Genomic DNA, 24,061 nt, shown 5'->3' on the forward strand with positions numbered 1-24,061 from the left:
TTTAGGTCATCCACGGAGCACACCATGTCACGTCAACAGCAAGCCGAGCAACTCCAGCAACAATGGGCCACCGATCCACGCTGGAAAGGTGTCACACGCAGCTACAGCGCCGCCGATGTCGTTCGTTTGCGTGGCTCCGTGCCAGTCGAGCACACCCTCGCTAAACGCGGTGCGCAAAAGCTCTGGGAACTGGTGCGCGATGAACCCTTCGTCAATGCGCTGGGAGCCTTGACCGGCAATCAGGCCATGCAGCAGGTCAAGGCCGGGCTCAAGGCGATCTATCTGTCAGGCTGGCAGGTGGCGGGCGACGCCAATGTCGCCGGTGAGATGTATCCGGACCAGTCGCTGTACCCAGCCAATTCAGTGCCGCTGGTGGTCAAGCGGATCAACAACACGCTGACTCGGGCGGACCAGATTCAGTGGTCTGAAGGCAAAAATCCCGGCGACGAGGGTTACACCGATTTCTTCGCACCGATTGTCGCGGATGCCGAAGCAGGCTTTGGCGGCGTGCTGAATGCGTTCGAACTGATGAAGGCCATGATTGAAGCCGGTGCCGCAGGCGTGCACTTCGAAGATCAGCTGGCTTCCGTGAAAAAATGCGGCCACATGGGCGGCAAGGTTCTGGTGCCCACCCGTGAAAACATCGCCAAGCTCACTGCCGCACGCCTCGCGGCAGATGTCTGCGGCACACCAACCCTGCTCATCGCCCGCACCGACGCCGAAGCCGCCGACCTCATCACCTCCGATATCGACGACAACGACAAGCCGTTTTTGACAGGCGAGCGCACGATCGAAGGTTTTTATCGCACGAGGCCAGGTCTCGAACAGGCGATTTCACGCGGCCTGGCATACTCGCCCTATGCCGATCTGATCTGGTGCGAAACCGGCAAGCCAGACCTCGAATACGCGAGGCAATTTGCCGAAGCGATTCACAAGCAGTTTCCAGGCAAGATGCTGTCGTACAACTGCTCGCCGTCGTTTAACTGGAAGAAAAATCTCGACGATGCCACCATCGCCAGGTTCCAGCGCGAGCTGGGCGCGATGGGCTACAAGTTCCAGTTCATCACGCTAGCAGGCTTCCACGCACTGAATTACTCGATGTTCAATCTGGCACACGGCTATGCCCGCACGCAGATGAGCGCGTTCGTCGAAATGCAGCAAGCTGAATTTGCTGCGGCGGAAAAAGGCTTTACCGCCGTCAAGCATCAACGGGAAGTGGGCACCGGGTATTTCGATGCCGTCACGCAAACGGTGGAGCGCGATGCGTCAACCACCGCGCTGCATGGTTCGACCGAAGATGAACAGTTCTTCGAGCGGAAAATCTCCTGAAAGCCGCTTGGCGCGGCCGCACCGGAGCCCGATAAGCTCCGGCGTGCCGCCTAGCGGTAGACAATCACCGGGATTTGAGTGTGGGTCAGCACACGCTGGGTTTCGCTGCCAATCAGCAGGCTGCCCAGCCCGCGCCGCCCATGCGAAGCCATCAGAATCACATCGCAGCCGCGTTGCTCAGCGGCTTCGATAATCCCCAGATACGGCGCAGGATGCACGCTCGTGACACTCTCACAAGCGACACCCGCCAGTTGCGCCGCATCCTCAATCTGACGTAAATGCTGCCGCGCCTCATTTTCACTGCGTGCCTGAAAATCAACCGGCGGCTCAATCACCACCTCAGAAAACGACGCATACGGATACTGCGGCAGACAGGCGTAAGCGGTAATTCGCGCGCCCACGGTGCGCGCCAGATCAATCGCCCCGTCAATCGCCTTTTGTGACAGATCAGAACCATCCGTCGGAACCAGAATGTGCTTGAACATGATGCCCTCCCGTTAGCGGCCGCTACGCCATTACACCGTTACCTCGTTAAGTCTTTTAATTTTTTCGCTTTCCAGCTGTTTCGCTGTGCCTGATCTGGCCAGTATCCCGCCGCTACCCCGCACGTTGCTGCCCCCTCTTGCCCGCATGTGCAGTCTGCGCTTAATCCTGCTCAACCCGTTAGCCCCAGTAGCCGGAGCGGCCATATGTATGTTTCAGAAAATCCAGCAACAAGCGCACGCGCAGTGGCAAATGACGCCGCTGGGGAAACACCGCATGAATTCCGACCGGTGGCGCGGCGAAATCATCCAGCACACTAACCAGCCGCCCGGCTGCGATATCGCTGCCGACTTCCCACCACGAACGCCAGGCCAGCCCATAGCCCCCGAGACACCACTCGTGCAGCACTGCGCCATCAGAGCACTCCATCGTGCCAGAGACCTTGATCGACACGGTTTTTCCCTCGTGCTGAAAAGTCCAGCCGCGTTGCTGGTTGGCGCTGGCCCCCAGCGCCAGGCAGTTATGCTGCGCCAGATCAGCGAGTGTCACGGGTGCCCCCCGGCGCGCCAGATAATCCGGCGACGCCACGCACACCCGGCGGTTTTCTCCGAGGCGCAACGACACCAGCGACGAATCCGGCAACGCCCCCAGACGCACCGCGCAATCAAACCCTTCGTTCACCAGATCGACCGTGCGATCCGATAAATCCAGCGTGAGCGACACATCAGGATGCGCAGCGGTAAACGCGGGCACCAGCGGCGCGACATGGCGTCGTCCAAAGCCTGCGGGAGCCGACACGCGCAAATGACCACTGGCCTTCACGCCACCGGCCGACACGCTGGCTTCGGCATTGTGCATTTCGTGAATGATGCGCTGGCAATCCTCAAGAAACGCCGAGCCTTCGAAGGTCAAGGTGAGCTTGCGCGTGGTGCGCAGCAGCAGCTTGACGCCCAGACGCTCTTCCAGCGCGTCGATCCGCCGCCCGATGATGGCCGGTGCCACGCCCTCGGCCTGCGCCGCAGCCGACAAACTGCCACGGGCGGCGACCGCGACGAAAGTCTCGATTTGCTTGAAACGATCCATGGCAATAACCCGGCACGGGCCAAAACAAAAAAGAAGGCGCAGAAGAACAACCACAGCGTGCGGCAAAATTCGCCCGCCAGATTAGGTTGATGAAAGTAAAAGATCAAGTGATGATTAAAGACTTTTTTAGCGTACACGATCACTAATACAATCCGCCATGACTTTCATCTGGGAGCATATGGCAATGTCCGCCACCACGGCACTCGTGCCCAAAGCCATTATTTTCGACGCTTACGGCACGCTGTTTGACGTGCATTCGGTGGTGGCCGCGGCGGAGCAGATGTTCCCGGGCCAAGGTGACGCGCTCTCGCAGTTATGGCGTCACAAGCAAATCGAATACACCCATTTGCGCACGCTGGCCGACCCGGCTGGCACGCATTACCAGCCGTTCTGGAACATCACGCTCGACGCCCTCCGCTTCGCCGCCCACACGCTGGGCCTGAGCCTCGGGCATCAGGGGCAAAAGCGCTTGATGGACGAATACGCGTGCCTCTCGGCCTTTCCTGATGCCCTGCCCGCGCTGCGCCAGTTACGCGATACGTTGCCTCGCCACGCAACGGGTGATAGCCCAAGGCTCGCGCTGCTATCGAATGGCAATCCGCAAATGCTCGACATCGCCATCAAGAGCTCAGGCATGACCGGCCTGTTCGACCACGTGCTCTCAGCGGATGCCGTGCGGGCTTACCAGCCCGCACCCGCCGTCTATGCGCTGGGCACGCAGGCTTTTGGCGGCGTGCCCGCACGCGAGATCGTGTTTGTCTCATCCAATGGCTGGAACGCAGCGGGCGCAGCCTGGTTTGGCTACACCACGTTCTGGATCAACCGGCAGCACGCCAGCCCGGAAGAGCTCGGCGTGACATTTCATGGCACAGGCCAGGGGATGCACGATTTAAGCCCTTTTCTGCAAAATTTCACGTTCTCCAGCCGCAGTGCTGGCCGCTCACGTAGCGCTGCCACGCAGGCACGCGACAGCAGCCAGCGGCAACCCTGACCATACATTTCATCCACATTCACACCATTGCCATCCGACCGACCAAGGAGAAATCATGGCGCACACACTGCCGCAAGGCATGGAACTTACCGGTGACATCAAACCCGGCTTTGAAACAATCCTGACCCCGGAAGCGCTGGCCTTTGTTGCCAGACTGCACCGGGCTTTTGAGCCGCGCCGTCAGGCCCTGCTCACCGCGCGTAACGAGCGCACCAAACGCCTTGACGCAGGCGAGCGGCCCGATTTTCTGACCGAAACCCAGGCGATTCGTGAGAGCGACTGGCACATCGCCCCGCTCCCCGCCGATTTGACCTGCCGCCGGGTTGAGATCACTGGGCCCGTCGAACGCAAAATGATCATCAACGCGCTGAATTCCGGCGCGGATTCGTACATGAGCGACTTCGAAGATTCGAACGCGCCAAACTGGGACAACCAGATCACCGGCCATCTCAATCTGAAAGACGCCGTCCGCCGCACGATTTCCCTCGAACAAAACGGCAAGTCGTACCGCCTGAACGAGCGCACCGCCACGCTGATCGTCCGTCCACGCGGCTGGCATCTCGACGAAAAGCATGTGTTGATCGACAGCCAGCGCGTTTCAGGCGGTATTTTCGATTTCGCCCTGTATCTGTTTCATAACGCCAAAGAACTGCTGGCGCGCGGCTCGGGGCCGTATTTCTATCTGCCAAAGATGGAAAGCCATCTTGAAGCACGCTTGTGGAACGACATTTTTATCGCCGCCCAGGAAGCGCTCGGCCTGCCACGCGGCACCATCCGCGCCACCGTGCTGATCGAGACCATTCTCGCGGCATTCGAAATGGATGAAATCCTGTACGAGTTGCGCGAGCACAGTTCGGGCCTGAACGCTGGACGCTGGGACTACATCTTCTCGGCCATCAAGAAGTTCAGGAATGACAAGGATTTCTGTCTTGCCGACCGCTCGCAGATCACGATGACAGTGCCGTTCATGCGGGCCTACGCGCTGCAATTGCTCAAAACCTGCCATCGACGCCAGGCACCCGCCATCGGCGGTATGAGCGCGCTGATCCCGATCAAGAACGATCCCGCAGCCAACGAAAAAGCCATGAGCGGCGTGCGCTCAGACAAAGCGCGCGACGCCACAGACGGCTACGACGGCGGCTGGGTGGCACACCCAGGCCTCGTGCCGATTGCAATGGAAGAATTCGTCAAGGTGCTGGGCGACAAACCCAACCAGATCGGCAAGCAACGCGTCGACGTGCAAGTCACGGCAGGCGATCTGCTCGACTTCCGCCCGGAAGCGCCCATCACTGAAGCAGGCCTGCGCAACAACATCAACGTCGGGGTTCACTATCTGGGTTCCTGGCTGGCGGGCAATGGCTGCGTACCGATTCACAACCTGATGGAAGACGCCGCCACCGCTGAAATTTCGCGCTCCCAAGTGTGGCAATGGATCCGCTCTCCGAAAGGCGTGCTCGATGACGGCCGCAAGGTCAGCGCAGAAATGGTCAGCGCGCTGATTCAGCAAGAGCTCGGCAAGATCACCGCGGTTATCGCGGGTGACATTCGCCCTTATCAGCGGGCCGCGCAGATCTTCGAAACGATGTCGACGTCTGAAAAATTCGCGGACTTCCTGACGCTGCCGCTGTACGAAGAGATTTAACGCATCATGCGGCGGGTAGCGGCAAATCAACGTCGCGCGCCGCTACCCCCGAACGCATAACGCCCCGCCAGATTTCGGTCTGGCGGGGCGTTATGTCTTGGGTCTTGGGTCTTGGGTCTTGGGTCTTGGGTCTTGGGTCTTGGGTCTTGGGTCTTCGTGGAAGAACACAGCATGACTGGCGGTAGACCCGGACACTGCAAAATCACGCGGCACTCAAACGCGGCGCGACATATGCCAGATCACCCCCAGTTGCGCGAGCCGTGGCCCAACAGGCCGGTAGCCCATGCGGCGATACAGCGCTGCGGCAGGATTGTCCACGAACACGCGCAGTTGCAGGGTCTGCAAACCTCGCTCACGCGCCCATTGATGCGCGACGTGAAGCAGCCAGGTTCCCACGCCCTGACGCCGGTACACCGGTGCGATTTGCAGATCCCGGATATGCAGTGAGCCGTTCTCTTCGGTAATCCGTAGCACACCGACTGGAGCGTGCTCCACTTCGAGAATGAAATTCTCTGATTCACGCCAACTGGCGAAGAACAGATCGCTACGCCAGTCGAGGCGATGCCGCTGGTAATAGCCACACATGTTGTCGTGCGTCAGCGCCTCGGCAAACGTGAAGTCTTCGGCGCGGGCCTGACGCAGCAAGCAAGGGGAGGCAGTGGCAGAAAATGCACCGTCTGGATCGGGCATGATGCGGCAGCGACGAAAAGGAAGTGCGCTCAACGGTAAAGTAGCTTGCCCGTGCTGACAATGGCTATTTGCTTTTGATCAGGGATGAGCCGGAGCAGTTTGCGCTGCGCCGGGCCAAGCTTGAATTTCGCCACAGGAATAGTCAGGCACTCGCCAATAAAAAAGCCTGCTTCGCAGCACGAAGCAGGCTTTGATCTGGCGGAGCGGACGGGACTCGAACCCGCGACCCCCGGCGTGACAGGCCGGTATTCTAACCAACTGAACTACCGCTCCAGTTTTTGCATCATGGCTTGCAAGCGTTGGCTTTTCTTGCAGGCTGCACGGCCGAAATAACTGGCGATGCGGATGTCTGGCGTCCCCTAGGGGATTCGAACCCCTGTACTCACCGTGAAAGGGTGATGTCCTAGGCCTCTAGACGAAGGGGACAGTAATACGTACTTCTTTTAAAGAAAAAGCCCGCTCAGACAATAATGAACGGGCTTGATCTGGCGGAGCGGACGGGACTCGAACCCGCGACCCCCGGCGTGACAGGCCGGTATTCTAACCAACTGAACTACCGCTCCAGTTTCTACATCATGGCTTGCAAGCGTTGGCTTTTCTTGCAAGCTGCATGGCCGGAAATAATTGGCGATGCGGATGTTTGGCGTCCCCTAGGGGATTCGAACCCCTGTACTCACCGTGAAAGGGTGATGTCCTAGGCCTCTAGACGAAGGGGACATAATCTTTCGGATATATGCAGAAAACGCCGTTATTTATTGTTAAAACCACTTAACAACAAAGATCGCCATTCTAGCTTTTCTACTCTGGCTTGTGAAGTTTTTTTTGCTACAAAACCAACTTCAAAAACCGCTGCAACCTGTTCTGGTGGTGGAGGTAAGCGGGATCGAACCGCTGACCTCTTGCATGCCATGCAAGCGCTCTCCCAGCTGAGCTATACCCCCTTGCAGAACAGAAACGAGATTCTAGTGAGCAATTCACACTTTGTAAATACCCTTTGAAGTCCGCGCACGTAAATTTTTCATTTTTCGTGCGCGACCCTGCTGATGCCGGCCAATGCCCGATTCAGCTCAACGCCTGCTCGATCCGCCCTACCGCAACCTCGCGGCCAAAAAGCTGCAGCACGCTGTCGATGGATGGCGTATGCGTGGTGCCCGCAACCAGCAACCGGACGGGCATCGCCAGTTGCGGCATCTTCAGCTTGTGCGTAGCCAGCGTTGCCTTGAGCGCCGCCGCGATCCCTTCCTTGCTCCATTCAGCATGCTTGAGCGCTGCCGCCAGATCAGCCAGCGCGGGACGCGTGACGTCGCTCAAATGCTGTGCCAGTGCTTCAGCATCAGGTTGTGGCGTGCGGTAGAACATCAGCGCGTTTTCAGCGATTTCTTTCAAGGTCGACGCCCGGTCTTTCAGCAAGGCCACCACCGCAACCAGATCAGGGCCCTGACCGGGTGCCAGCGCCGCTTCATCCACCCCCAGTTCAACTAAAAATGGCCGCGTCAGGCTCGTCAAACGCTCGTTATCAGCGACCTTGATGTAATGGCTATTCAGCCAGTTGAGCTTGTCGTGATCGTATTGCGCGGGCGATTTGCCCAGATGGTCCAGGTCAAACCATTCAACCAGTTGGTCCCGCGAGAAAATTTCAGCATCCCCATGTGACCAGCCCAGACGCGCCAGATAGTTCAACACGGCTTCTGGCAGATAACCCGCGTCGCGGTATCCCGTGACGCTCATCGCGCCATGACGCTTGCTCATCTTTTCGCCCTGCTCATTCAGCACAGTCGGCAAATGCGCATACACCGGCGGCTCGGCTCCCAGCGCTCGCAAGATATTGATCTGGCGCGGGGTGTTGTTCACGTGGTCATCACCGCGAATCACATGTGTGATGCGCATATCAAGATCGTCGACCACGACGCAGAAGTTATACGTCGGCGTGCCATCCGGGCGGGCGATCACGAGGTCGTCCAGTTCTTCGTTGGAAATTTCAATGTGCCCTTTGACTGCATCGTCCCAGGCCACCACGCCCGTCAGCGGATTGCGAAAACGCAGCACGGGTTCGACCCCTGCGGGCGGCACGGGAAGTGTCTTGCCTGGCTCCGGACGCCACGTGCCGTCATAACGGGGCTTCTCCCCCGCGAGGCGCTGGTGCTCGCGCAGCGCATCCAGCTCTTGCGTCGACATGTAGCACGGGTAGACCAGCCCTTGCTCTGTCATTTGCCGCAGCACTTCGCGGTAACGCTCCATGCGCTGCATCTGGTAAAACGGGCCCTCGTCGAAATCGAGACCCAGCCACGCCATGCCCTCAAGAATCGCGTCAACCGACACAGCGGTAGAGCGCTCGACATCGGTATCTTCGATCCGCAACACAAAGGTGCCTTTCATCTTGCGCGCGAACGCCCAAGGGTAAAGCGCGGAGCGGATATTACCGAGGTGAATGAAGCCAGTCGGGCTCGGAGCAAAACGGGTGCGGACAGGGGTGGTCATGGACGGTTACTCGAAGGCAATTACGCGGCATGCCGGTGTCTGGCGTTCAAGGCATGGATCGCCAGGTGCGGCAAGAGGGGGCTGCGCGGAGCTCAAGCCACGGCAGCGCATGGGCTCAACGACAAAAACAAGACGCGGATTATACCTGCGGCGGACCCGGCTGCGGGGCCGCCATCAGGCGTGGCGTAAGGCGTGGCGTAAGGCGTGACGCAAGGCCTGGCGCGCGTGCTGGCGCGTTCAACGCTTTGCTTTATGATGTGCGCGCCGCCCGCTGCATACGCCCTCGCGGCACAGCACCAGGCTACTTCTGTTTGTTTTGTTTCGCCGCTGGAGAATTCGTTGAAATCATCCCCTGCTGGTACTACCAGCCGCCGCGCGTTTTCATTCGCGGCCGCTTCTGCTGTCGCGTCTGCGGTATTAAGCGCGTGCAGCTTCACCCGCTCACCTTCTAATTCTTCTAATTCCGTTAATCCGGCTAACCCAACTGGTCAGGCCAGCGCCGAGCTGCCCCCAGCCAAAGCCAGTGGCACGCCCGCCAGCGGCAACAAACCGCCGCGCGCCATCCGCATTGGCCTGGCGCTCGGCGGCGGCGCGGCTCGTGGCTTCGCCCATATCGGTGTCATCAAGGCGCTGGAAGCACGCAATATCCCGCTTGATCTGATCAGCGGCACCAGCGCCGGGTCAGTCGTGGGCGCGCTGTACGCGTCGGGCATGAGCGGCCTCACGATGAACCGGCTCGCACTCAAGATGGATGAAGCGGCTATTAGCGACTGGGCCATGCCCTTTCGCACGCGCGGCTTTCTACAGGGCATTGCGCTGCAAAACTATCTGAATGCGACGCTCAATAACCGGCCGCTGGAAAAGATGCTCAAGCCGCTCGGCGTCGTCGCCACCGATCTGAAAACCGGCCAGCCAATTTTGTTCCAGCGTGGCAATACCGGGGTGGCAGTGCGGGCTTCGTGCAGCGTGCCGTCGATCTTTGAACCCGTGAAAATTGGCGGCCGTGAGTATGTTGATGGCGGCCTGGTCAGCCCGGTACCCGCTTCATTCGCACGCAAGATGGGAGCGGACTTCGTCATCGCCGTCGATATTTCAGCCCGGCCTGAAAGCGCGTTGACGCAAAGCTCGTTCGATATGCTGATGCAGACCTTCACGATCATGGGCCAAACCATCAAGACCTACGAACTCGACAAATACGCCGATATCGTGATCCGCCCCAACCTGGCCGCAATGAGCGGTAGCGACTTCAGTCAGCGCAATGCCGCAATCCTCGCTGGCGAAGAAGCCGTGGCCAAAATCATGCCGGAATTACAGCGCAAGCTGGCCGCCAGCCGGGCGAGTTAAGGCGGAAAAATGCGCGGAGCGTGCGGCGACTGAGTGATTGATCAGTCAAAGCCCCATAAAACAAAACCCCGCTTCACGTTGTTCACGTTGAAGCGGGGTTTGTCTGAAACGGCTGGAAGCGCTACTCAGCGTGACTGCCAGACCACGGATGCTATTACTGACTACGGCGAATCGTAGCGTTCACGCGCTGACGTAAATCCTGGGCTTCTGGAAACGCGGTTTCGATCCGGCGCGCACCAGTAAAACGCTTTTCCCAGTAGCCGCTATCGAGCTCATCCACGCGAATCGTGCTGCCCGTAGAAGGCGAATGCACGAACTTGTTATCCCCAATGTAAATGCCGACATGCGAAAACGTGCGGCGCATCGTGTTGAAGAACACCAGGTCACCAGGCTGAAGCTCGCTCATCCGGATCTTCTCGCCCACGCGGCTCATTTCTTCAGCGCGGCGCGGTAACGCCATGCCAAGCGTGTCCTGAAACACATAGCGGACAAAACCGCTGCAATCCAGACCTGAATCAGGTGTGTTGCCGCCCCAGCGGTAACGCACGCCGATCATCCCCAGCGCACCCACCACGACATCGCCCGCTTTGCCAGCCATGCCAGACAGAAACGAACGTGCGCCACTGCCGCTGCTGCCAGAGGTGGCGCTGCTCGCATTGCTGAGGAAAGAACTTGAAGAAGGCGAAGCATCCAGCCCAGGGGCCGATGAATATGCTGCGCTTTGGCTGAAATTGTTGACTTCGTCGGCGAAAGCACTGGGAGTTGCGGCTATCAACACGCTAAAAAACATCCCAGCCACTACACGAACACAAGTTTTAGTCAGATATTTTGACTGCATCGGACGGTATATTTTCCCTAAAAATCAGGCATCTAGATAAAAGTTCGGTCGATACTAGCCAGTAAGTATTCAACTGTCAAAACAAATAGAAAAATACAATCGGGATACTTGCCTCATTAACTGGAATCACCGCCCAAGGCCTGCCGCGAGGAGTTTTCGGGTATAGGCATGCGTCGGTGCAGCATAAATCTGCTCAACCTCCCCGGCCTCGACAATCAAGCCGTTTTGCATCACGACGACGCGATGCGCCATCGCCCGGATAACCTCCAGGTCATGGCTAATAAAGACGTAGGCCAGGTTGTATTTCTGCTGCAGCCGTTGCAGCAGCTTGAGCACTTGCTGCTGGATCGACACATCCAGCGCGCTCGTAGGCTCATCCAGGATTAGCAAACGTGGCTCCAGCACCAAGGCCCGGGCAATCGCAATGCGCTGGCGCTGCCCTCCGGAAAACTCATGCGGATAGCGTTGCAGCGCCGCGCTATCCAGCCCCACCTCGCCCAGCAGTTGCATCACCCGCTCGCGCCGCGCCTGTTTGCTGAGCTGCGGCTGATGCAAGGCCAGCCCTTCACCTACGATCTGCTCGATAGTCTGGCGTGGCGACAGTGAACTAAACGGGTCCTGAAACACCACCTGCATGGTTGAGCGCAGCAGCGTTTGCGCACGCCCCCGGTAGCTCGCCAGCGCCCGTCCCTGAAATTCAAGCGTGCCATGTGCCGTGCGCTGCAGCCCCAGCAAGGCCAGCGCCAGGGTTGATTTGCCAGAACCGGATTCGCCCACGATGCCGAGCGTCTCGCCTTCGCGCACGCTAAGGCTGACCCGCTCAAGCGCGCTGAAACGTCCCGTGCGCCACCAGCCCTGCAAACCTGGCAAGCGAGTGCGGAATTCGACCGAAACATCACGAGCCTCAAGCAACACTGGCGCGCCGGGTGCCACTGGCTGTACCGCGCGCTCAGGATGGCTCTGCAGCAAGCGCCGGGTGTACGGATGCTGTGGCGCGGTGAAAACCTGCTCCACGGTTCCGCTTTCAACCAGCACGCCCTGCTCCATCACCGCCACCCGCTGGGCAAAGCGGCGCACCAGATTCAGGTCATGGGTAATCAGCAGCACCGCCATGCCGCGCTGTTGTGCTTCGTCGCGTTGCAGCTCCAGCAGCAGCTCGACGATCTGCGCCCGGATCGTCACGTCCAGCGCGGTGGTCGGCTCATCGGCGATCAGCAAACGCGGGCGGCACGCCAGCGCCATCGCAATCATCGCGCGCTGACGCTGGCCGCCCGAAAGCTGATGCGGATAGCTGTTCACGCGCTGGCCGGGATCGGCAATGCCCGTGCGCGCCAGCAATGCCACTGCGCGGCGGCAGGCTTCAGCCAGTGACACGCCGTCGTGCAGCACGATGGTTTCCGCGATCTGCGCGCCAATCGTATACAGCGGATTGAGCGCGCTCATCGGCTCCTGGAAGATCATCGCTATTTCAGCGCCGCGCAGCGCGCGCATCTCGCGCTCGCTCTGGCTCAGCAAATCCGTGCCGTTAAAGCGGATCGCGCCTTGTATCTGCGCGTCATGCAGTAGCCGGAGAATGGCCAGCGCCGTCACGCTCTTGCCCGAACCGGACTCCCCCACCAGCGCGACCCGCTCACCGTGCCCGATCGCCAGCGTGACCTCGTTCAGCGCCACGGTCGAGCCAAAGTTCACCCGCAGATGATCGAGTTCCAGTAAAGGCGTGCTGCCTGATATCCGAGCGGTGTTCATCGCCGGCCTCCCGTGCCCGCCGGCGTCGCCATCCGGGTATCGAGTGCGTTGCGCAGCGCGTCGCCCATAAAGGTCAGCAGCAGCAGCGTCAGAACCAGCACGCTGAACGTCGACAGCGCGATCCACCACGCATCGAGATTCGCTTTGCCCTGGGCCAGCAATTCACCCAGGCTTGGCGTCGGTGACGGCACACCGAGGCCAAGAAAATCGAGGCTGGTGAGCGCCAGAATCGAGCCGCTCATGCGGAACGGCAAAAACGTAATGACTGGCGTCAGGCTATTGGGTAGCACATGGCGCCAGATGATCTGCCAGTGCGACAAGCCCATGGCCCGCGCGGCCCGCACGTAGTCTTGCTGGCGATTGCGTAAAAATTCGGCGCGCACGTAATCAGACAGGCCAATCCAGCCAAACAGCGACAGCAGCACGATCAGCAAGATAAAACCGGGCTCAAAGATCGAGGCAAAAATAATCAGCAGATACAGCTCCGGCATCGCGCTCCAGATCTCGATCAAACGCTGCCCGGCCAAATCCGTTCGCCCACCGAAATAACCTTGCAGCGCGCCCGCCAGCATCCCAAGCACGGTGCCAATCGCGCTCAGCGCGAGACCAAACAGCACCGATACGCGAAACCCATACAGCAGCCGTGCCACCAGATCGCGGCCACGGTCATCCGTGCCCAGCCAGTTTTCCCGTGATGGCGGCGCAGGATTCGGCGCGCCAGAAAAATAGTTCAGCGTGTCGTAGTAGTACGGGTTAAGCGGATACAGCGCGAAATTACCTGGCGCGTCAAAGCGCTGGCGAATGTAGGGATCCAGATAATCGGTAGGCGTGGGGAAATCACCGCCAAAGGTGGTTTCCGGATAGTTCTTGACGAGCGGAAAATAAAACTGGCCGTCATAGCGCACCACCAGCGGCCGGTCATTGGACCAGAGCGGACCAGCGAGGCTCAGCACAAACGCCACGACGAAAACGATCAGGCTCCAGTAGCCAAGGCGCTGCTGGCGAAAACGTTGCCAGACCCGGCGGGCGGGAGAATGGGCTGCAGCCGTATGGATTGGCGTCATCTCAGCGCTCCAGCTGTTCGAACTGGATGCGCGGATCGACCCAGACGTAACACAGGTCCGACACTAGCTTGGTCGCCAGACCAATCAGCGTGAACAGATACAGCGTGCCCAGCACCACGGGGTAATCCCGCCGCACCACCGATTCATAAGACAACAGGCCCAGACCATCGAGCGAGAACAGGGTTTCGATCAGCAAGCTGCCAGTGAAAAACGCGCCGATAAAGGCTGCGGGAAACCCGACGATCAACGGCAGCAACGCGTTGCGCAGCACGTGCTTCCACAGCACCTGGCGCTCTGGCAAGCCTTTGGCGCGGGCCGTCAGCACGTACTGCTTGCGGATTTCGTCGAGAAAAGCGTTTTTGGTCAGCATCGTGACCACCGCGAAACTGCCCACCAGCGAGGCCACGACGGGTAGCGTGATGTGCCAGAGATAGTCCGTGATCTTGTGCAGGAGGCTGAACTGCGCCCAGTCATCCGAGGTGAGATTGCGCAATGGAAACAACTGCAAGAACGAGCCGCCACCAAACAGCACCAGCAGCAGCACGCCCAGCACGAAACCTGGAATCGCGTAACCCACCAGCACCACGAGGCTGGTAACGAGATCGAAACGGGAGCCGTTGCGCACTGCTTTCGCAATCCCGAGCGGCACGGATATCAGATAGGTCAGAAAGAAAGTCCATAAGCCCAGACTGATCGACACTGGCAGTTTCGATACGATCAGCGACCACACGCTTTGATGGCGAAAGTAGCTTTGCCCGAGGTCGAAGCTAGCGAAGCGCTTGAGCATCAGCCAGTAACGCTCCAGCGGCGGCTTGTCGAAACCGTAGAGCGCCTTGAGCTGCGCGATTTGCTGCGCATCAACCCCGTTGTGCGTGCGCAAGCCAAACGGCGCGCCCTGCTCCGTGCCTTGGCGCAAATCATGCAGCGCCTGTTCGACCGGGCCGCCTGGCACAAACTGGATCACCACGAAGGTGAGCGTCAGCACGCCAAGCAGCGTCGGAATCATCAGCAACACGCGTTTCAGGACATAGCTCCACATAGGCGGCCATTAGAAGTGCGATTAAAAATGATGCCGCACGGGGCGGCAAAAAGTGCGTTCAACGCGGGGGCTTAAAGCGCGAGCCTCAACACGACTCAAGTCAACGCAACTCAGCTCGATTCAGGCAACTCAACCAAGGCAACTCACCCAAGGCAAGGCCTCAACGCGCAGGCGTGAACCACCAGGTGGAGGTGATCCAGTCGCCCGCCGCATAGTACAGCGGCAAAGTCTGCGGCCAGGCGAGGCCGCGCCGGTACGCCACCCGGTGCAGCGCGCTGAACCAGTGCGGCACGACATAGTAGCCATGCAGCAAGACCCGGTCGAGCGCGTGCGCGGCGTCCAACAGTTGCTCAGGCGTTTGCGCCCGCACCAGCGCTTGCAGCAGCGCATCAACCACCGGCGAATTCAGGCCCGACAGATTGCCCGAGCCGGGTTGGCTAGCCGCTTTGCTGCCAAAGCGGTCAACCTGCTCGGTGCCGGGGATCGGGCCGCTAGGGGCGTAGCGGATCGACGTGACGTCGAAATCAAACGCATCGAGCCGCTTTTGATACAGCGCGAAATCAACCGCGCGGAAGCTCACCTGAATGCCCAATTTTTTCAGGTTGCGGATATAAGGCGCGACGACGGGCTCCATATTCGCGGCGGAGCTGGTGTCATCCAGAATCTCGAACGTGAATGGCTGGCCTTGGGCGTTGCGTAATGCGCCATCGCGGTATGTCCAGCCCGCCTGCGCCAGCAGCGCACGCGCTTGCAGCAGGTTGGCGCGCAACGAGCCTGGCGCGTCGGTATCGGGCTGCACCGGCGGTGGGCCGAACACGGCCGGATCGAGCTGTGCTCGCCACGGCGCGAGCAACGCGAGCTCTCCCGCCGACGGCAAACCCTTCGCCTGAAAATCAGTGTTGGCAAAGAAGCTGTCCAAACGCTGGTACTGGCCATAAAAAAGCTGCCGGTTAAGCCATTCGAAATCGAACGCCAGATCAAGCGCGCGGCGCACCCGCGCATCCTGAAACATCGGCCGGCGCAGGTTCAGCACATAACCTTGCATGCCCGAGCCATTGCGTTGTGGAAATTCGCGCTTGATGAGTTCGCCGCGATCAAACGGCTTGCCCACATCGCGCCGCACCCAGCTACGCGCGATGTATTCGACCATCGCGTCGTACTCCCCCGCCTTGAAGGCCTCGCGCCGCGCGACTTCATCGGAATACAGCTTGTAGGTAATGCGCTCGAAGTTGTAGCTGCCCACCCGCACCGGCAACGCATTGCCCCAGTAGTGCGGATCACGCCGGTAGGTGATGGTGCGTCCGTCGCGGTAATGCTCGATCTGATACGGTCCGCTGCCGATGGGCACCTCGAACGCCAGTTGATCGAACCCAATCCGGCTGCCATCGGCCCGCATGCCCCACTTGCGCGAAAACACCGGCATCGCGCCGGCGAGCAGCGGCAACTCCCGGTTACGCTGGCGAAAATCAAAACGGATGGTCTGAGGATCCAGCACCACCGCCTGCTTGATCTCGCTAAAGTACGCCGCGTATTGCGGCGCAGCCTGCGCGCTCTTGAGGGTGTCGAGCGCAAACTTGACATCCGCCGCGCTCACCCGGTCGCCATTAGCAAAGCGCGCGTCGGGATGCAGATGAAACACCACCGACAGGCCATCGGCTGCCACCTGCACATCGTCAGCCAGCAGGCCATACGCGGAAGCGGGCTCATCCGCGCTGCTGGTCAGCAAACTTTCAAATAGCAGGTCAATGCCAGGAGCGGCGCTGCCGCGCAGCGTAAACGGATTGAACTTGTCGAAACTCGTCAGGCGGCTGGGATTCGCCAGCACCAGCGTGCCGCCTTTCGGCGCTGCCGGATTGACATAAGCGAAATGCTTGAAACCAGCCGGATATTTCGGGGTGCCATATTGTGCGATCGCATGCGCCGCCTGAACAGGCGGGCTGAGTGCCAGCAGGTTCAGCGCCAGCGCTGTGCTCAATAGCGCCAGCGCCAGCCTGTAGCCGGCCGTGGCCCAACTCAGGCGGCGCATGAGAGGTATGAAAGGCATAAGGCGCATAAATTCAGGATACGGAGATAAAAAAGCGCTAACGCAACGAAGTGCGCCAACCGGGTGAGCCCAGCGCAAGCCAATGGTCATGGGTGCCTTGTTAGTCAGAGGGGCAATGACGGTGTGAGAGAATTCCGCCCGTCCTGCGCGCCGCATTCGATGGTGCGCCGATTCTATCTGGAGATTTCATGGGTTTCCTTGCTGGCAAACGAATCTTGCTGACTGGCTTGCTGTCGAACCGGTCAATCGCTTATGGCATCGCTCAAGCCTGCAAACGCGAAGGCGCAGAACTGGCGTTCACCTATGTCGGCGAGCGCTTCAAGGAGCGTATTACTGAGTTCGCCACTGAGTTCGGCAGCACGCTGGTGTTTCCGTGCGACGTCGCTGACGACGCCCAGATCGACGCCCTCTTCGCCGCGCTGGGACAGCACTGGGATGGTCTCGACGGGTTGGTCCATTCAATCGGTTTTGCGCCGCGCGAAGCCATTGCGGGCGATTTTCTCGATGGCATGACGCGTGAGAACTTCCGCATCGCGCACGATATTTCCGCTTACAGCTTTGCCGCCCTTGCCAAAGCTGCCCAGCCGCTGCTGACCCAGGATGCCTCGCTGCTCACGCTGAGCTATCTCGGGGCCGAACGGGCGATTCCGAACTACAACACGATGGGCCTTGCCAAAGCATCGCTTGAAGCCAGTGTGCGTTATCTGGCGGTTTCGCTTGGGGTCAAGGGAGTGCGGGTGAATGGCATTTCGGCGGGCCCGATCAAGACGCTGGCGGCAAGCGGCATCAAGGGCTTCGGCAAGATTCTGGAATTCGTGGAACACAATGCCCCGCTCAAGCGCAACGTGACGATCGAGCAAGTCGGCAACACCGCGGCCTTTTTGCTCTCGAATCTCGCCGCAGGCGTGACAGCGGAAATGATTCACGTGGATAGCGGCTTTAATGCCGTCGTCGGCGGAATGGCGGCAGCCGCGGAATAACACGGCTCAGCGCGTGGCTGCGTGGCTTGACTAATGAGCCTGGCTGCTGCGCGTCGAAGTGAAAAGTGAAAAGTGAAAACAGCACCCTGAATCGTTGGGCCCCAGCCTGACAATTCAGGGTGTTTTTTTATGGGGCGGCACTCAAATAATCTATTTTGTGTTCCGAAATAACTTGACCGAGGCATCAATCTTCCCGGCAAGGAACCAAATCGGCAGAGTCGTTACTTAGAGCACCCCTACTCAACAGCAAACAGATCACCAGATGAGCAACAACCTTAACCCTAACCGCCCTAGCGGCTCACAATTGCCAACCACGTCCACGGATGGAGGAACGGAAAACAACCCAGGTAACGGACTCGGAGGGCGGCGTCCCCAGCAAGGCCGTGCAGATGGGCCTCGTGCAGGCAACGCGGACACCAATCCGGTGCGGCAAGCTCTTCGAAGCCTCATGCAGACTGCCAGAGAACTCAACGCCAATTTTGACCCTCTGAACGGGATTGAACGTCAGATGGCGGGTCTCGCCGTCACCAATGAAGCGCCACAAAACGCTGGACAGGACACTGACCAGATTCTGAGCAGGGTTAATAAAGCGTTGATCCGGCACGAAGCCGAAACACATCTGGCCGATCCCGATGTCACCCTCGCCAGCAAAACTGCTTTCGTTAAAAAGCAACTCGCTGATCACATGATCTCGGCTGACAACAAAAACTACATTGCCGAAACATACCTCTGTCTTCCCGGTATTCCCCCCGCTGATCGAAACGAGGTCTACGTCCTGTATCTCCAGATTCCAGGCGTCAAAAACATTCAGATCACGTCTTCCTAGCCAGCCACCAACCGCCCCAATCTGGCATCAGCGGTAAGCCAAAGACACCCGGCTCATCCTCGTGCGATTACGCTTGCTCGTTGCGTCCGCTCGTTGCGCCCGCTATGCCTGTTGAGATCGAGCCATTGAGATTGAAGTTCGAACCGGCAGCGCCAAGGTTGCTAATGCGCGCCCGGATAGCAAGGCAATTGCGCTTCGCTCGCTGTCATCAACTCGCGGTGGGGCATGCACCCTTGCACCCACAAGAGTGCGCCCATGCTGGGCGCACAAACAAAACGCCCGATGAAATGCATCGGGCGTTTCGGCCATGCAAACCGCAGGAACGGCCTGCGGTTTCTCCTCCTCACATCAGCCGCAACCTATAGCAGGATCGGGCAATGATTGTGCGGACGTAATCCACCATCGTCAGTGATGCTTATTCAGTGATGCCCATTGTGGCGGCCACGGTTGCCGTGACCGTGCTCGTCATGCTTGTTCCGCTTGCCGCGCCAGCGGTCGCCGCCGTTTTGGCGATACCAGTCGTTGCGGCTCCAGTAGCGGCGGCCGTCCCAGTAACGGTCGCCGTGCCAGCCGATCACGATCACGGGCGCACCGCCGTAAACCGGTGCGACATAAACCGGTGGGGGCTGGTAATAAGCCGGTGGCGGTGGTGCGACATACACCGGGGCGGGCACGCCAATGTTGATGCCCACGTTCAAGCCACTGGCTGCTGCAGGATTCGTCAGGCCAAGCGTCAGGCCCCCTAGCAGCCACAAAGCAAGATGCGTTGCTTTCATGTATTTCCCCTTCGTTGCAGTTGTCTGTTGTGGGCTGGAATATAGCCCGCGTTCAGCCACAACGTATTTCAGCTTTGTAATAAATGATGCTTAACGGTACCTACCCGGCACAGACGTTACGTCTGGTTACATTGGGCTGGAATGCTGCGCGATTGGCGCAGCGTAAAGCCATGGCGGCTTTTGCTCTGGCGACGCCCCTGCCCTCACCTCGACACGCAACGGCGGTTCGAGCCCAATGAATCGCGCGCAGCGTTCATCCTGAGCCGGAAGACACCGTCTGAGACGCCACCGGGTTCTAAACGAAGCCGTCCGGCTGGTCGTGATCCTCGGCGGCTTCCAGGCAAAAAGAGCGGCGATGAACCCGCATTGAGGCGATCTGGCAGAGGCTACAGCGTGTGATGGATCTCACCGCCAGCATCAGGTTGGCGCGCGAGCTCAGTCAGAGCTGACTTGTGTGGAATGGCGTGCTGTGAACAACAGGCTGTTTATTGGTTATTTATTGGTTGGTTGGTGAGAAATTTAGGGAACGAATAAGGTCGCCGGGTTACTTAGCCAACTTACCCACCACATTAAACAATTATGTCTTTATCATCATTGCGCATTCCAGGATTTAATAACAACGGCATAGTGACAGGCAACGAATCACCACAAAATTCCAATCCGGCTACCTCCTCCAGTTACAGCAGCAACCTACGAGCGGCATTAACAGACACATATAAACTTGTTTCAGGAAAAATCTTCGCCGAGGAAACACCTGCACCGAAATGCAATAGAGCAACCCAGACTGATATAAAATTTGGCGTTAATCTGAAAGCACTTATTGAATACAACATTAATCCAGAAGCCAATAGCACGCGCAATGCTCAGCCAGCAGGAAAACTTCCTATAATTGAAAACCAGGACACCATCCTCAAAATATTGTCCGAAAACTCCACCCAAAGTGATCTTGCCAACTATTCAAAAATTTCTCACGACACTCAAACTCTTCTAAAAAATTACACTCCAAAAAATTCAAAAAACAACAAAAAACTTGAAATAAATTTCGATGAAATTATAAAATACGAAATTAACCAAAAGTTAAACACAGCCCGCCGCGCTAGTTACATCAAAAATACTGTAAATAATATTACCAAAGAAACACTCCCCTACATAGAAAGCATCAATATAATAAACGCAATATTTAACCCGAAAATTTCAATCCAAAAGAGCTCCTGAACCTGAGACTGGCGAGCCATTTCATCAAAAATACCGTAACCATACCGAGTTTAAAATTAATCTTAAATAAAATTGAAAATAAAAACTCAATCACCAACCATCTGGCACATTACATTTACAAAAAAACAGTTAACCTAGACCCAGAAGACTCCCGGAGTTTTTTCGATATATCTACAATGTCCGAGCGTGCCAAGTTTAATTATTTTCATAAAATTAACGCAGAAATTATTAAAAAAATCAATCCGGAATATCTCGACCTGAGACTATGGAAAAACCCTAAACTCTACATGTCACCTATCAGCCTGCTAATAACAGCTTTTGATACGACTCTAATTGACAAGCCCGGCATTAAAATCCCGGTCAGCCTCGAGTATTGCAATGCCTCCTCGGCAGAAATGAATCATCTGGCCGACATCCTGCAGTTTCACATAACGTCTCCCTCCAACCTTACCAAGCTTAATTTATCCGGATGCCAATTTCAGCAACTTGATTATCTATACATAATAGAGCAGCTGGGAAAATACCCCTCATTAACCACCCTAAATCTCTCGAAAGCAAAAATCGATCATACTGAAATCCCTTTGAAACACAGAATTCCCTCAGAAAAAATCTCCCAAGCCCTTCACGATTTAAAAGCAAAAATACCTAATATAGAAATCACTGTTTCTAACGGTAAATTTTTGCAACCACGACCATCATTACCTGAACAAAAATCATGACGTTATGCTAACAACTCCATCCTGAACGATTAGATAGCGGCGACGTGCTGCACGCGCCTGTTTGTTCAAACAGTTTCTGGAACCCTTTCACGATTTCTCCCAAGCAGCACCGCTTTTGTGGCTGCACAAGAAAAGAACCCGTATCCAGGCAGCATGAACCGTGAAAAGTTCGAACAGACTTCCGCCCCTGGAGCCAGGCGCGCAAACGCACCAAGCCCCGCAGCGCAGCTCTGTATGAAATGTGGTGCGTGGTGCTGTGCCTGCTGTGCCCAGGCTGTCAAGCGGCAAGCGCCAATGGCCAGGCATCAGGCATAGCGAGCAGCATGCCGTCAAGGTCATGCCCCAAGCGCTGGATTGTCGAACGCGGTTTTGTGTGATGGGAGAAGAATCGACGGTTCTGAAAGAACTGCGAGCGGACATGCAGCATCCGCTCGCAGTTCATCTATCTGGCGTTTTTCCTGCTGTTGCGCAAAAGATCGTGCACCAGTTTTTAAAGCTTGAGCGCCGTCGGCTCAGCCGTTAAATACCCCACCGCTGCGCCAAAGCGATCCTTGTAATTTGCTCGCACCAATGGATCAAGCGTCGCCTTGACCTTGTCGTGCAACGGGCTCTCCCAATCGCCGACGTGCTGGAAATTGCTCATCACATAGGTCCAGCCGTTCATCTCATCCACCGCGTGCAGGCCGGTCGACTCCGCCCCCGCCGGACAGGACAGCACCCGCGTCAGGGTTTGGCTGTCGACGTTGTAGGCCCACAGAAAATTGTTCACGTGCAGGCTGCTGTCTTCGCCAATAAACAGCGTGCGCAGTTTTTCCGAGAACTTCAGGTTGTCTGGATTGGCGATGCGCTCTGGATTGGCCAGGTTGCCCAATGCATCAGCCGTGGCCAGATCTTCGCCAACCAGCGCAGCGGGCGCGCTCATGTCCACCGGCACCCAGTCGCTGTCGATGGTGGTGCCCTGCGTGTCTTGTTGAGCGCCCTTCAGATTCAGCGCATACACCGCGCCAGCGCTGATCGCCCGGTCTAGCGCCACGTCGCTCGACGCTGCGTGGCCTCGCACCATCGACTTCTCGATGCGCGACATCGCGGAGTACAGCACCTTGTCGCGCAGGTTCACCGTCGTGCCTTCGAGTTTGGTGAAACCCATGCTGCCGCCTGCCAGCGCGGCGTAACGGTGGGTTTCCAGAAAGGTCGCGGCTTGGGTCATGCCTGGCTTCACGCGAATCCAGTTCAAGGTGCCGTTGTAGTGAATTTTCGTGAAGCTCGAATCGCCCGGATCTTTGACGGCCACATCCATGATGTCGGCGGCGCTGAGGCGATCGGCCAGTGCTTCGATTTCGGCGCTGCTGGCATGCCCGAGGCGAATCCACCTGAGCGTGGCCGCTCCAGCACCAGCGGAACGCTGCTGCAGCCACTGGGCCACATAAAGTGTCCCAGCCGAAAGATCAGCCTTCTGGTCAGCGATAAACATAAACAGGCCGCCATTGGTCGCGTCGTCGCCCATCAGCACGGTGCGCTGATCTGGCATCACCTGAATCAGTTCGTGCGAGATCCGTCCCAGGCAGTAATGCTTGGTCACGCGCCCGGTGCCATCCGGGTTCACGCTGACTTCGGGCAAATGGCCGTAGTGATACGGGTTGGCCGTGGTTTCGTCGCCGTACAGGTTGCGGCTGAAGGCCTTGAACTGGCTGTTGCTGGCAATCGTGCTGGCGTCCGGTTCATATTCCTCGCTCGATAAATGCGTGTTCCAGGGTGAGAGGCTCGCGCCGCAGGTAATCCACAGCCCATGCGCGCCTGAGGTATCGACGTTGCGGTAGGCGACTAGCTTGAGCTCGCCGGTGGCGGGATTCTGGTCCAGCGTTAGCACCGCGATTGGTGAGGGCAACTGGCCGTACACCGAAGCAGCGCTCTGGTCGCGGGTGGCGTATTCAAACTGGACCACCGCGAACACCGGGTTGCCGCTGATGCCTTTTACCGTGGTGTGGTCAAGACGGATCAGCGAACTGCCATCTGGGCAATCGGAGAAAAACTGGCGTTCCTGCCCGGGCACCGAGCGGTCGATGATCGGCTGGTTGTGAATATCGAAGTAACCGCCCGTGAGAATCGTGCCGCCGGCCCCATCCGATACCTGATCGCCGGTGATGAAAAACGGCTGGTAGGCGAGCTTGCAAACGCGCTGGCTGCCATCGCTGAAATTCAGCGTCAGGCTTGAGCCGACGGTGGTTTGAGCCATCGCGGCGGGATGTTCGAGATTGGGCGCGGTCATGCCGGCAAACGACGCCGAAACGAAATTTGCTACCGGCTGGGGCGTGGCCCCTGCGCTGACCTCGTTGCCGCCACAACCCGCGAGAAACGCAGCGCTGGCGAAGCCCCCGAACGGCAGCAGCGGCGCGCCCGAGAGGAGTTTGAGTGCTTTACGGCGAGAGAAATCGGGCTGTTCAGCCATGTTGTCCGGGTCCAGTGGGGAGGGAATGGAAGCAATGGAAGTGTTCTGCACAGCATGACGCAGACCTGCCCTGACCCCCACCCGGAGCACACCGCTAGTACAACCGCTCAACCCCGCTCCAGCGGGAGCGGGCAGCCGCATCACGCCAGGCCATTCTACGAAGCCAATGTGAAAGTTTTTTGACGGAGCAACACATTCAGCGCCGTGACATGGAACGATTGATTCATTTCTGTTACTTAACACGGCAAATCGCATTCAAGGTATTCGCTGTATATTATTATTAAATTCCGCAGAATTATTTATTTTCTCGTTATTTTATGCATTAACT

General features: G+C 58.0%; 19 protein-coding genes and 5 tRNA genes. 8 read left to right on the plus strand and 16 right to left on the minus strand.

The annotated features are described in order from the left end of the window. The first annotated feature begins 24 nt into the window (after positions 1-24). Complete coding sequence (gene aceA / locus GH656_RS08825) at positions 25-1,329, plus strand: isocitrate lyase (protein ID WP_153075533.1); 1,305 nt, start codon at positions 25-27, stop codon at positions 1,327-1,329. Positions 1,330-1,379: 50 nt separating this feature from the next. Here aceA and GH656_RS08830 read toward each other — a convergent pair whose 3' ends face one another. Continuing rightward, positions 1,380-1,814: a universal stress protein gene (locus GH656_RS08830; RefSeq protein WP_153075534.1), complete on the minus strand. Its 435-nt coding sequence runs from the start codon at positions 1,812-1,814 to the stop codon at positions 1,380-1,382. Between the two features lie 178 nt (positions 1,815-1,992). Next, positions 1,993-2,895, minus strand: a complete 903-nt coding sequence (locus tag GH656_RS08835; RefSeq protein WP_153075535.1) for a LysR family transcriptional regulator — start codon at positions 2,893-2,895, stop codon at positions 1,993-1,995. Positions 2,896-3,079: 184 nt separating this feature from the next. Here GH656_RS08835 and GH656_RS08840 point away from each other — a divergent pair, with 184 nt between their 5' ends. Both GH656_RS08840 and aceB read left to right on the plus strand, forming a co-directional pair. Then, positions 3,080-3,886 carry a haloacid dehalogenase type II gene (locus GH656_RS08840; RefSeq protein ID WP_153075536.1) on the plus strand — a complete coding sequence of 269 codons (807 nt, stop codon included), beginning with the start codon at positions 3,080-3,082 and terminating at the stop codon, positions 3,884-3,886. Between the two features lie 55 nt (positions 3,887-3,941). Continuing rightward, the gene (aceB, locus tag GH656_RS08845; RefSeq protein WP_153075537.1) at positions 3,942-5,528 is read left to right on the plus strand and encodes a malate synthase A; all 1,587 of its coding nucleotides are present in this window, start codon (positions 3,942-3,944) and stop codon (positions 5,526-5,528) included. 213 nt (positions 5,529-5,741) lie between these two features. On the opposite strand, the gene GH656_RS08850 is transcribed toward aceB, so the two are convergent. The 7 genes from GH656_RS08850 to gltX form a co-directional block, all read right to left on the minus strand. After that, positions 5,742-6,218 carry a GNAT family N-acetyltransferase gene (locus tag GH656_RS08850; RefSeq protein ID WP_153075538.1) on the minus strand — a complete coding sequence of 159 codons (477 nt, stop codon included), beginning with the start codon at positions 6,216-6,218 and terminating at the stop codon, positions 5,742-5,744. 196 nt (positions 6,219-6,414) lie between these two features. After that, positions 6,415-6,491: transfer RNA gene (locus tag GH656_RS08855), tRNA-Asp, on the minus strand. A gap of 77 nt (positions 6,492-6,568) precedes the next feature. Next, positions 6,569-6,644, minus strand: a tRNA-Glu gene (locus GH656_RS08860). 60 nt (positions 6,645-6,704) lie between these two features. Beyond that, positions 6,705-6,781, minus strand: a tRNA-Asp gene (locus GH656_RS08865). Positions 6,782-6,859: 78 nt separating this feature from the next. Then, positions 6,860-6,935: transfer RNA gene (locus tag GH656_RS08870), tRNA-Glu, on the minus strand. A 148-nt stretch (positions 6,936-7,083) separates the two neighbouring features. Continuing rightward, positions 7,084-7,159: transfer RNA gene (locus GH656_RS08875), tRNA-Ala, on the minus strand. Between the two features lie 121 nt (positions 7,160-7,280). After that, the gene (gene gltX, locus GH656_RS08880) at positions 7,281-8,696 is read right to left on the minus strand and encodes a glutamate--tRNA ligase (protein ID WP_153075539.1); all 1,416 of its coding nucleotides are present in this window, start codon (positions 8,694-8,696) and stop codon (positions 7,281-7,283) included. Positions 8,697-8,948: 252 nt separating this feature from the next. On the opposite strand from gltX, the gene GH656_RS08885 reads away from it, so the two are divergent. Next, entirely contained in the window at positions 8,949-10,040 is a 1,092-nt protein-coding gene (locus tag GH656_RS08885) for a patatin-like phospholipase family protein (RefSeq protein ID WP_153076616.1), read from the plus strand. Between the two features lie 154 nt (positions 10,041-10,194). On the opposite strand, the gene GH656_RS08890 is transcribed toward GH656_RS08885, so the two are convergent. The 5 genes from GH656_RS08890 to GH656_RS08910 all read right to left on the minus strand — a co-directional run bounded on the left by GH656_RS08890 (position 10,195) and on the right by GH656_RS08910 (position 16,771). Then, complete coding sequence (locus GH656_RS08890; RefSeq protein ID WP_153075540.1) at positions 10,195-10,878, minus strand: C40 family peptidase; 684 nt, start codon at positions 10,876-10,878, stop codon at positions 10,195-10,197. A 126-nt stretch (positions 10,879-11,004) separates the two neighbouring features. Continuing rightward, complete coding sequence (locus tag GH656_RS08895) at positions 11,005-12,624, minus strand: ABC transporter ATP-binding protein (protein ID WP_153075541.1); 1,620 nt, start codon at positions 12,622-12,624, stop codon at positions 11,005-11,007. Further along, positions 12,621-13,688, minus strand: a complete 1,068-nt coding sequence (locus GH656_RS08900; RefSeq protein WP_153075542.1) for an ABC transporter permease — start codon at positions 13,686-13,688, stop codon at positions 12,621-12,623. Before GH656_RS08900 ends, GH656_RS08895 begins: the two co-directional genes overlap by 4 nt. A gap of 1 nt (position 13,689) precedes the next feature. Continuing rightward, positions 13,690-14,727, minus strand: coding sequence for a microcin C ABC transporter permease YejB (locus GH656_RS08905; protein ID WP_153075543.1), 1,038 nt, complete (start codon positions 14,725-14,727; stop codon positions 13,690-13,692). A gap of 160 nt (positions 14,728-14,887) precedes the next feature. Next, positions 14,888-16,771, minus strand: a complete 1,884-nt coding sequence (locus GH656_RS08910; protein ID WP_425495858.1) for an extracellular solute-binding protein — start codon at positions 16,769-16,771, stop codon at positions 14,888-14,890. Between the two features lie 188 nt (positions 16,772-16,959). Here GH656_RS08910 and fabI point away from each other — a divergent pair, with 188 nt between their 5' ends. Continuing rightward, positions 16,960-17,751: an enoyl-ACP reductase FabI gene (gene fabI / locus GH656_RS08915; protein WP_153075545.1), complete on the plus strand. Its 792-nt coding sequence runs from the start codon at positions 16,960-16,962 to the stop codon at positions 17,749-17,751. A gap of 262 nt (positions 17,752-18,013) precedes the next feature. Beyond that, positions 18,014-18,577 carry a hypothetical protein gene (locus GH656_RS08920; RefSeq protein WP_153075546.1) on the plus strand — a complete coding sequence of 188 codons (564 nt, stop codon included), beginning with the start codon at positions 18,014-18,016 and terminating at the stop codon, positions 18,575-18,577. A gap of 419 nt (positions 18,578-18,996) precedes the next feature. On the opposite strand, the gene GH656_RS08925 is transcribed toward GH656_RS08920, so the two are convergent. Then, a complete protein-coding gene (locus tag GH656_RS08925; protein ID WP_153075547.1) occupies positions 18,997-19,353 on the minus strand; it encodes a hypothetical protein in 357 nt (118 codons plus the stop codon). Between the two features lie 579 nt (positions 19,354-19,932). On the opposite strand from GH656_RS08925, the gene GH656_RS08930 reads away from it, so the two are divergent. Together GH656_RS08930 and GH656_RS08935 are read left to right on the plus strand one after the other, a co-directional pair. Further along, a complete protein-coding gene (locus tag GH656_RS08930) occupies positions 19,933-20,568 on the plus strand; it encodes a hypothetical protein (protein ID WP_153075548.1) in 636 nt (211 codons plus the stop codon). 176 nt (positions 20,569-20,744) lie between these two features. After that, positions 20,745-21,287 carry a hypothetical protein gene (locus GH656_RS08935; protein ID WP_153075549.1) on the plus strand — a complete coding sequence of 181 codons (543 nt, stop codon included), beginning with the start codon at positions 20,745-20,747 and terminating at the stop codon, positions 21,285-21,287. Positions 21,288-21,777: 490 nt separating this feature from the next. Here GH656_RS08935 and GH656_RS08940 read toward each other — a convergent pair whose 3' ends face one another. Beyond that, on the minus strand, positions 21,778-23,733 hold the full coding sequence (locus GH656_RS08940) for a PhoX family protein (protein WP_153075550.1): 1,956 nt from the start codon (positions 23,731-23,733) through the stop codon (positions 21,778-21,780). Positions 23,734-24,061 lie beyond the last annotated feature (328 nt).

Source organism: Paraburkholderia bonniea, assembly GCF_009455625.1.
Classification (GTDB): Bacteria; Pseudomonadota; Gammaproteobacteria; order Burkholderiales; family Burkholderiaceae; genus Paraburkholderia; species Paraburkholderia bonniea.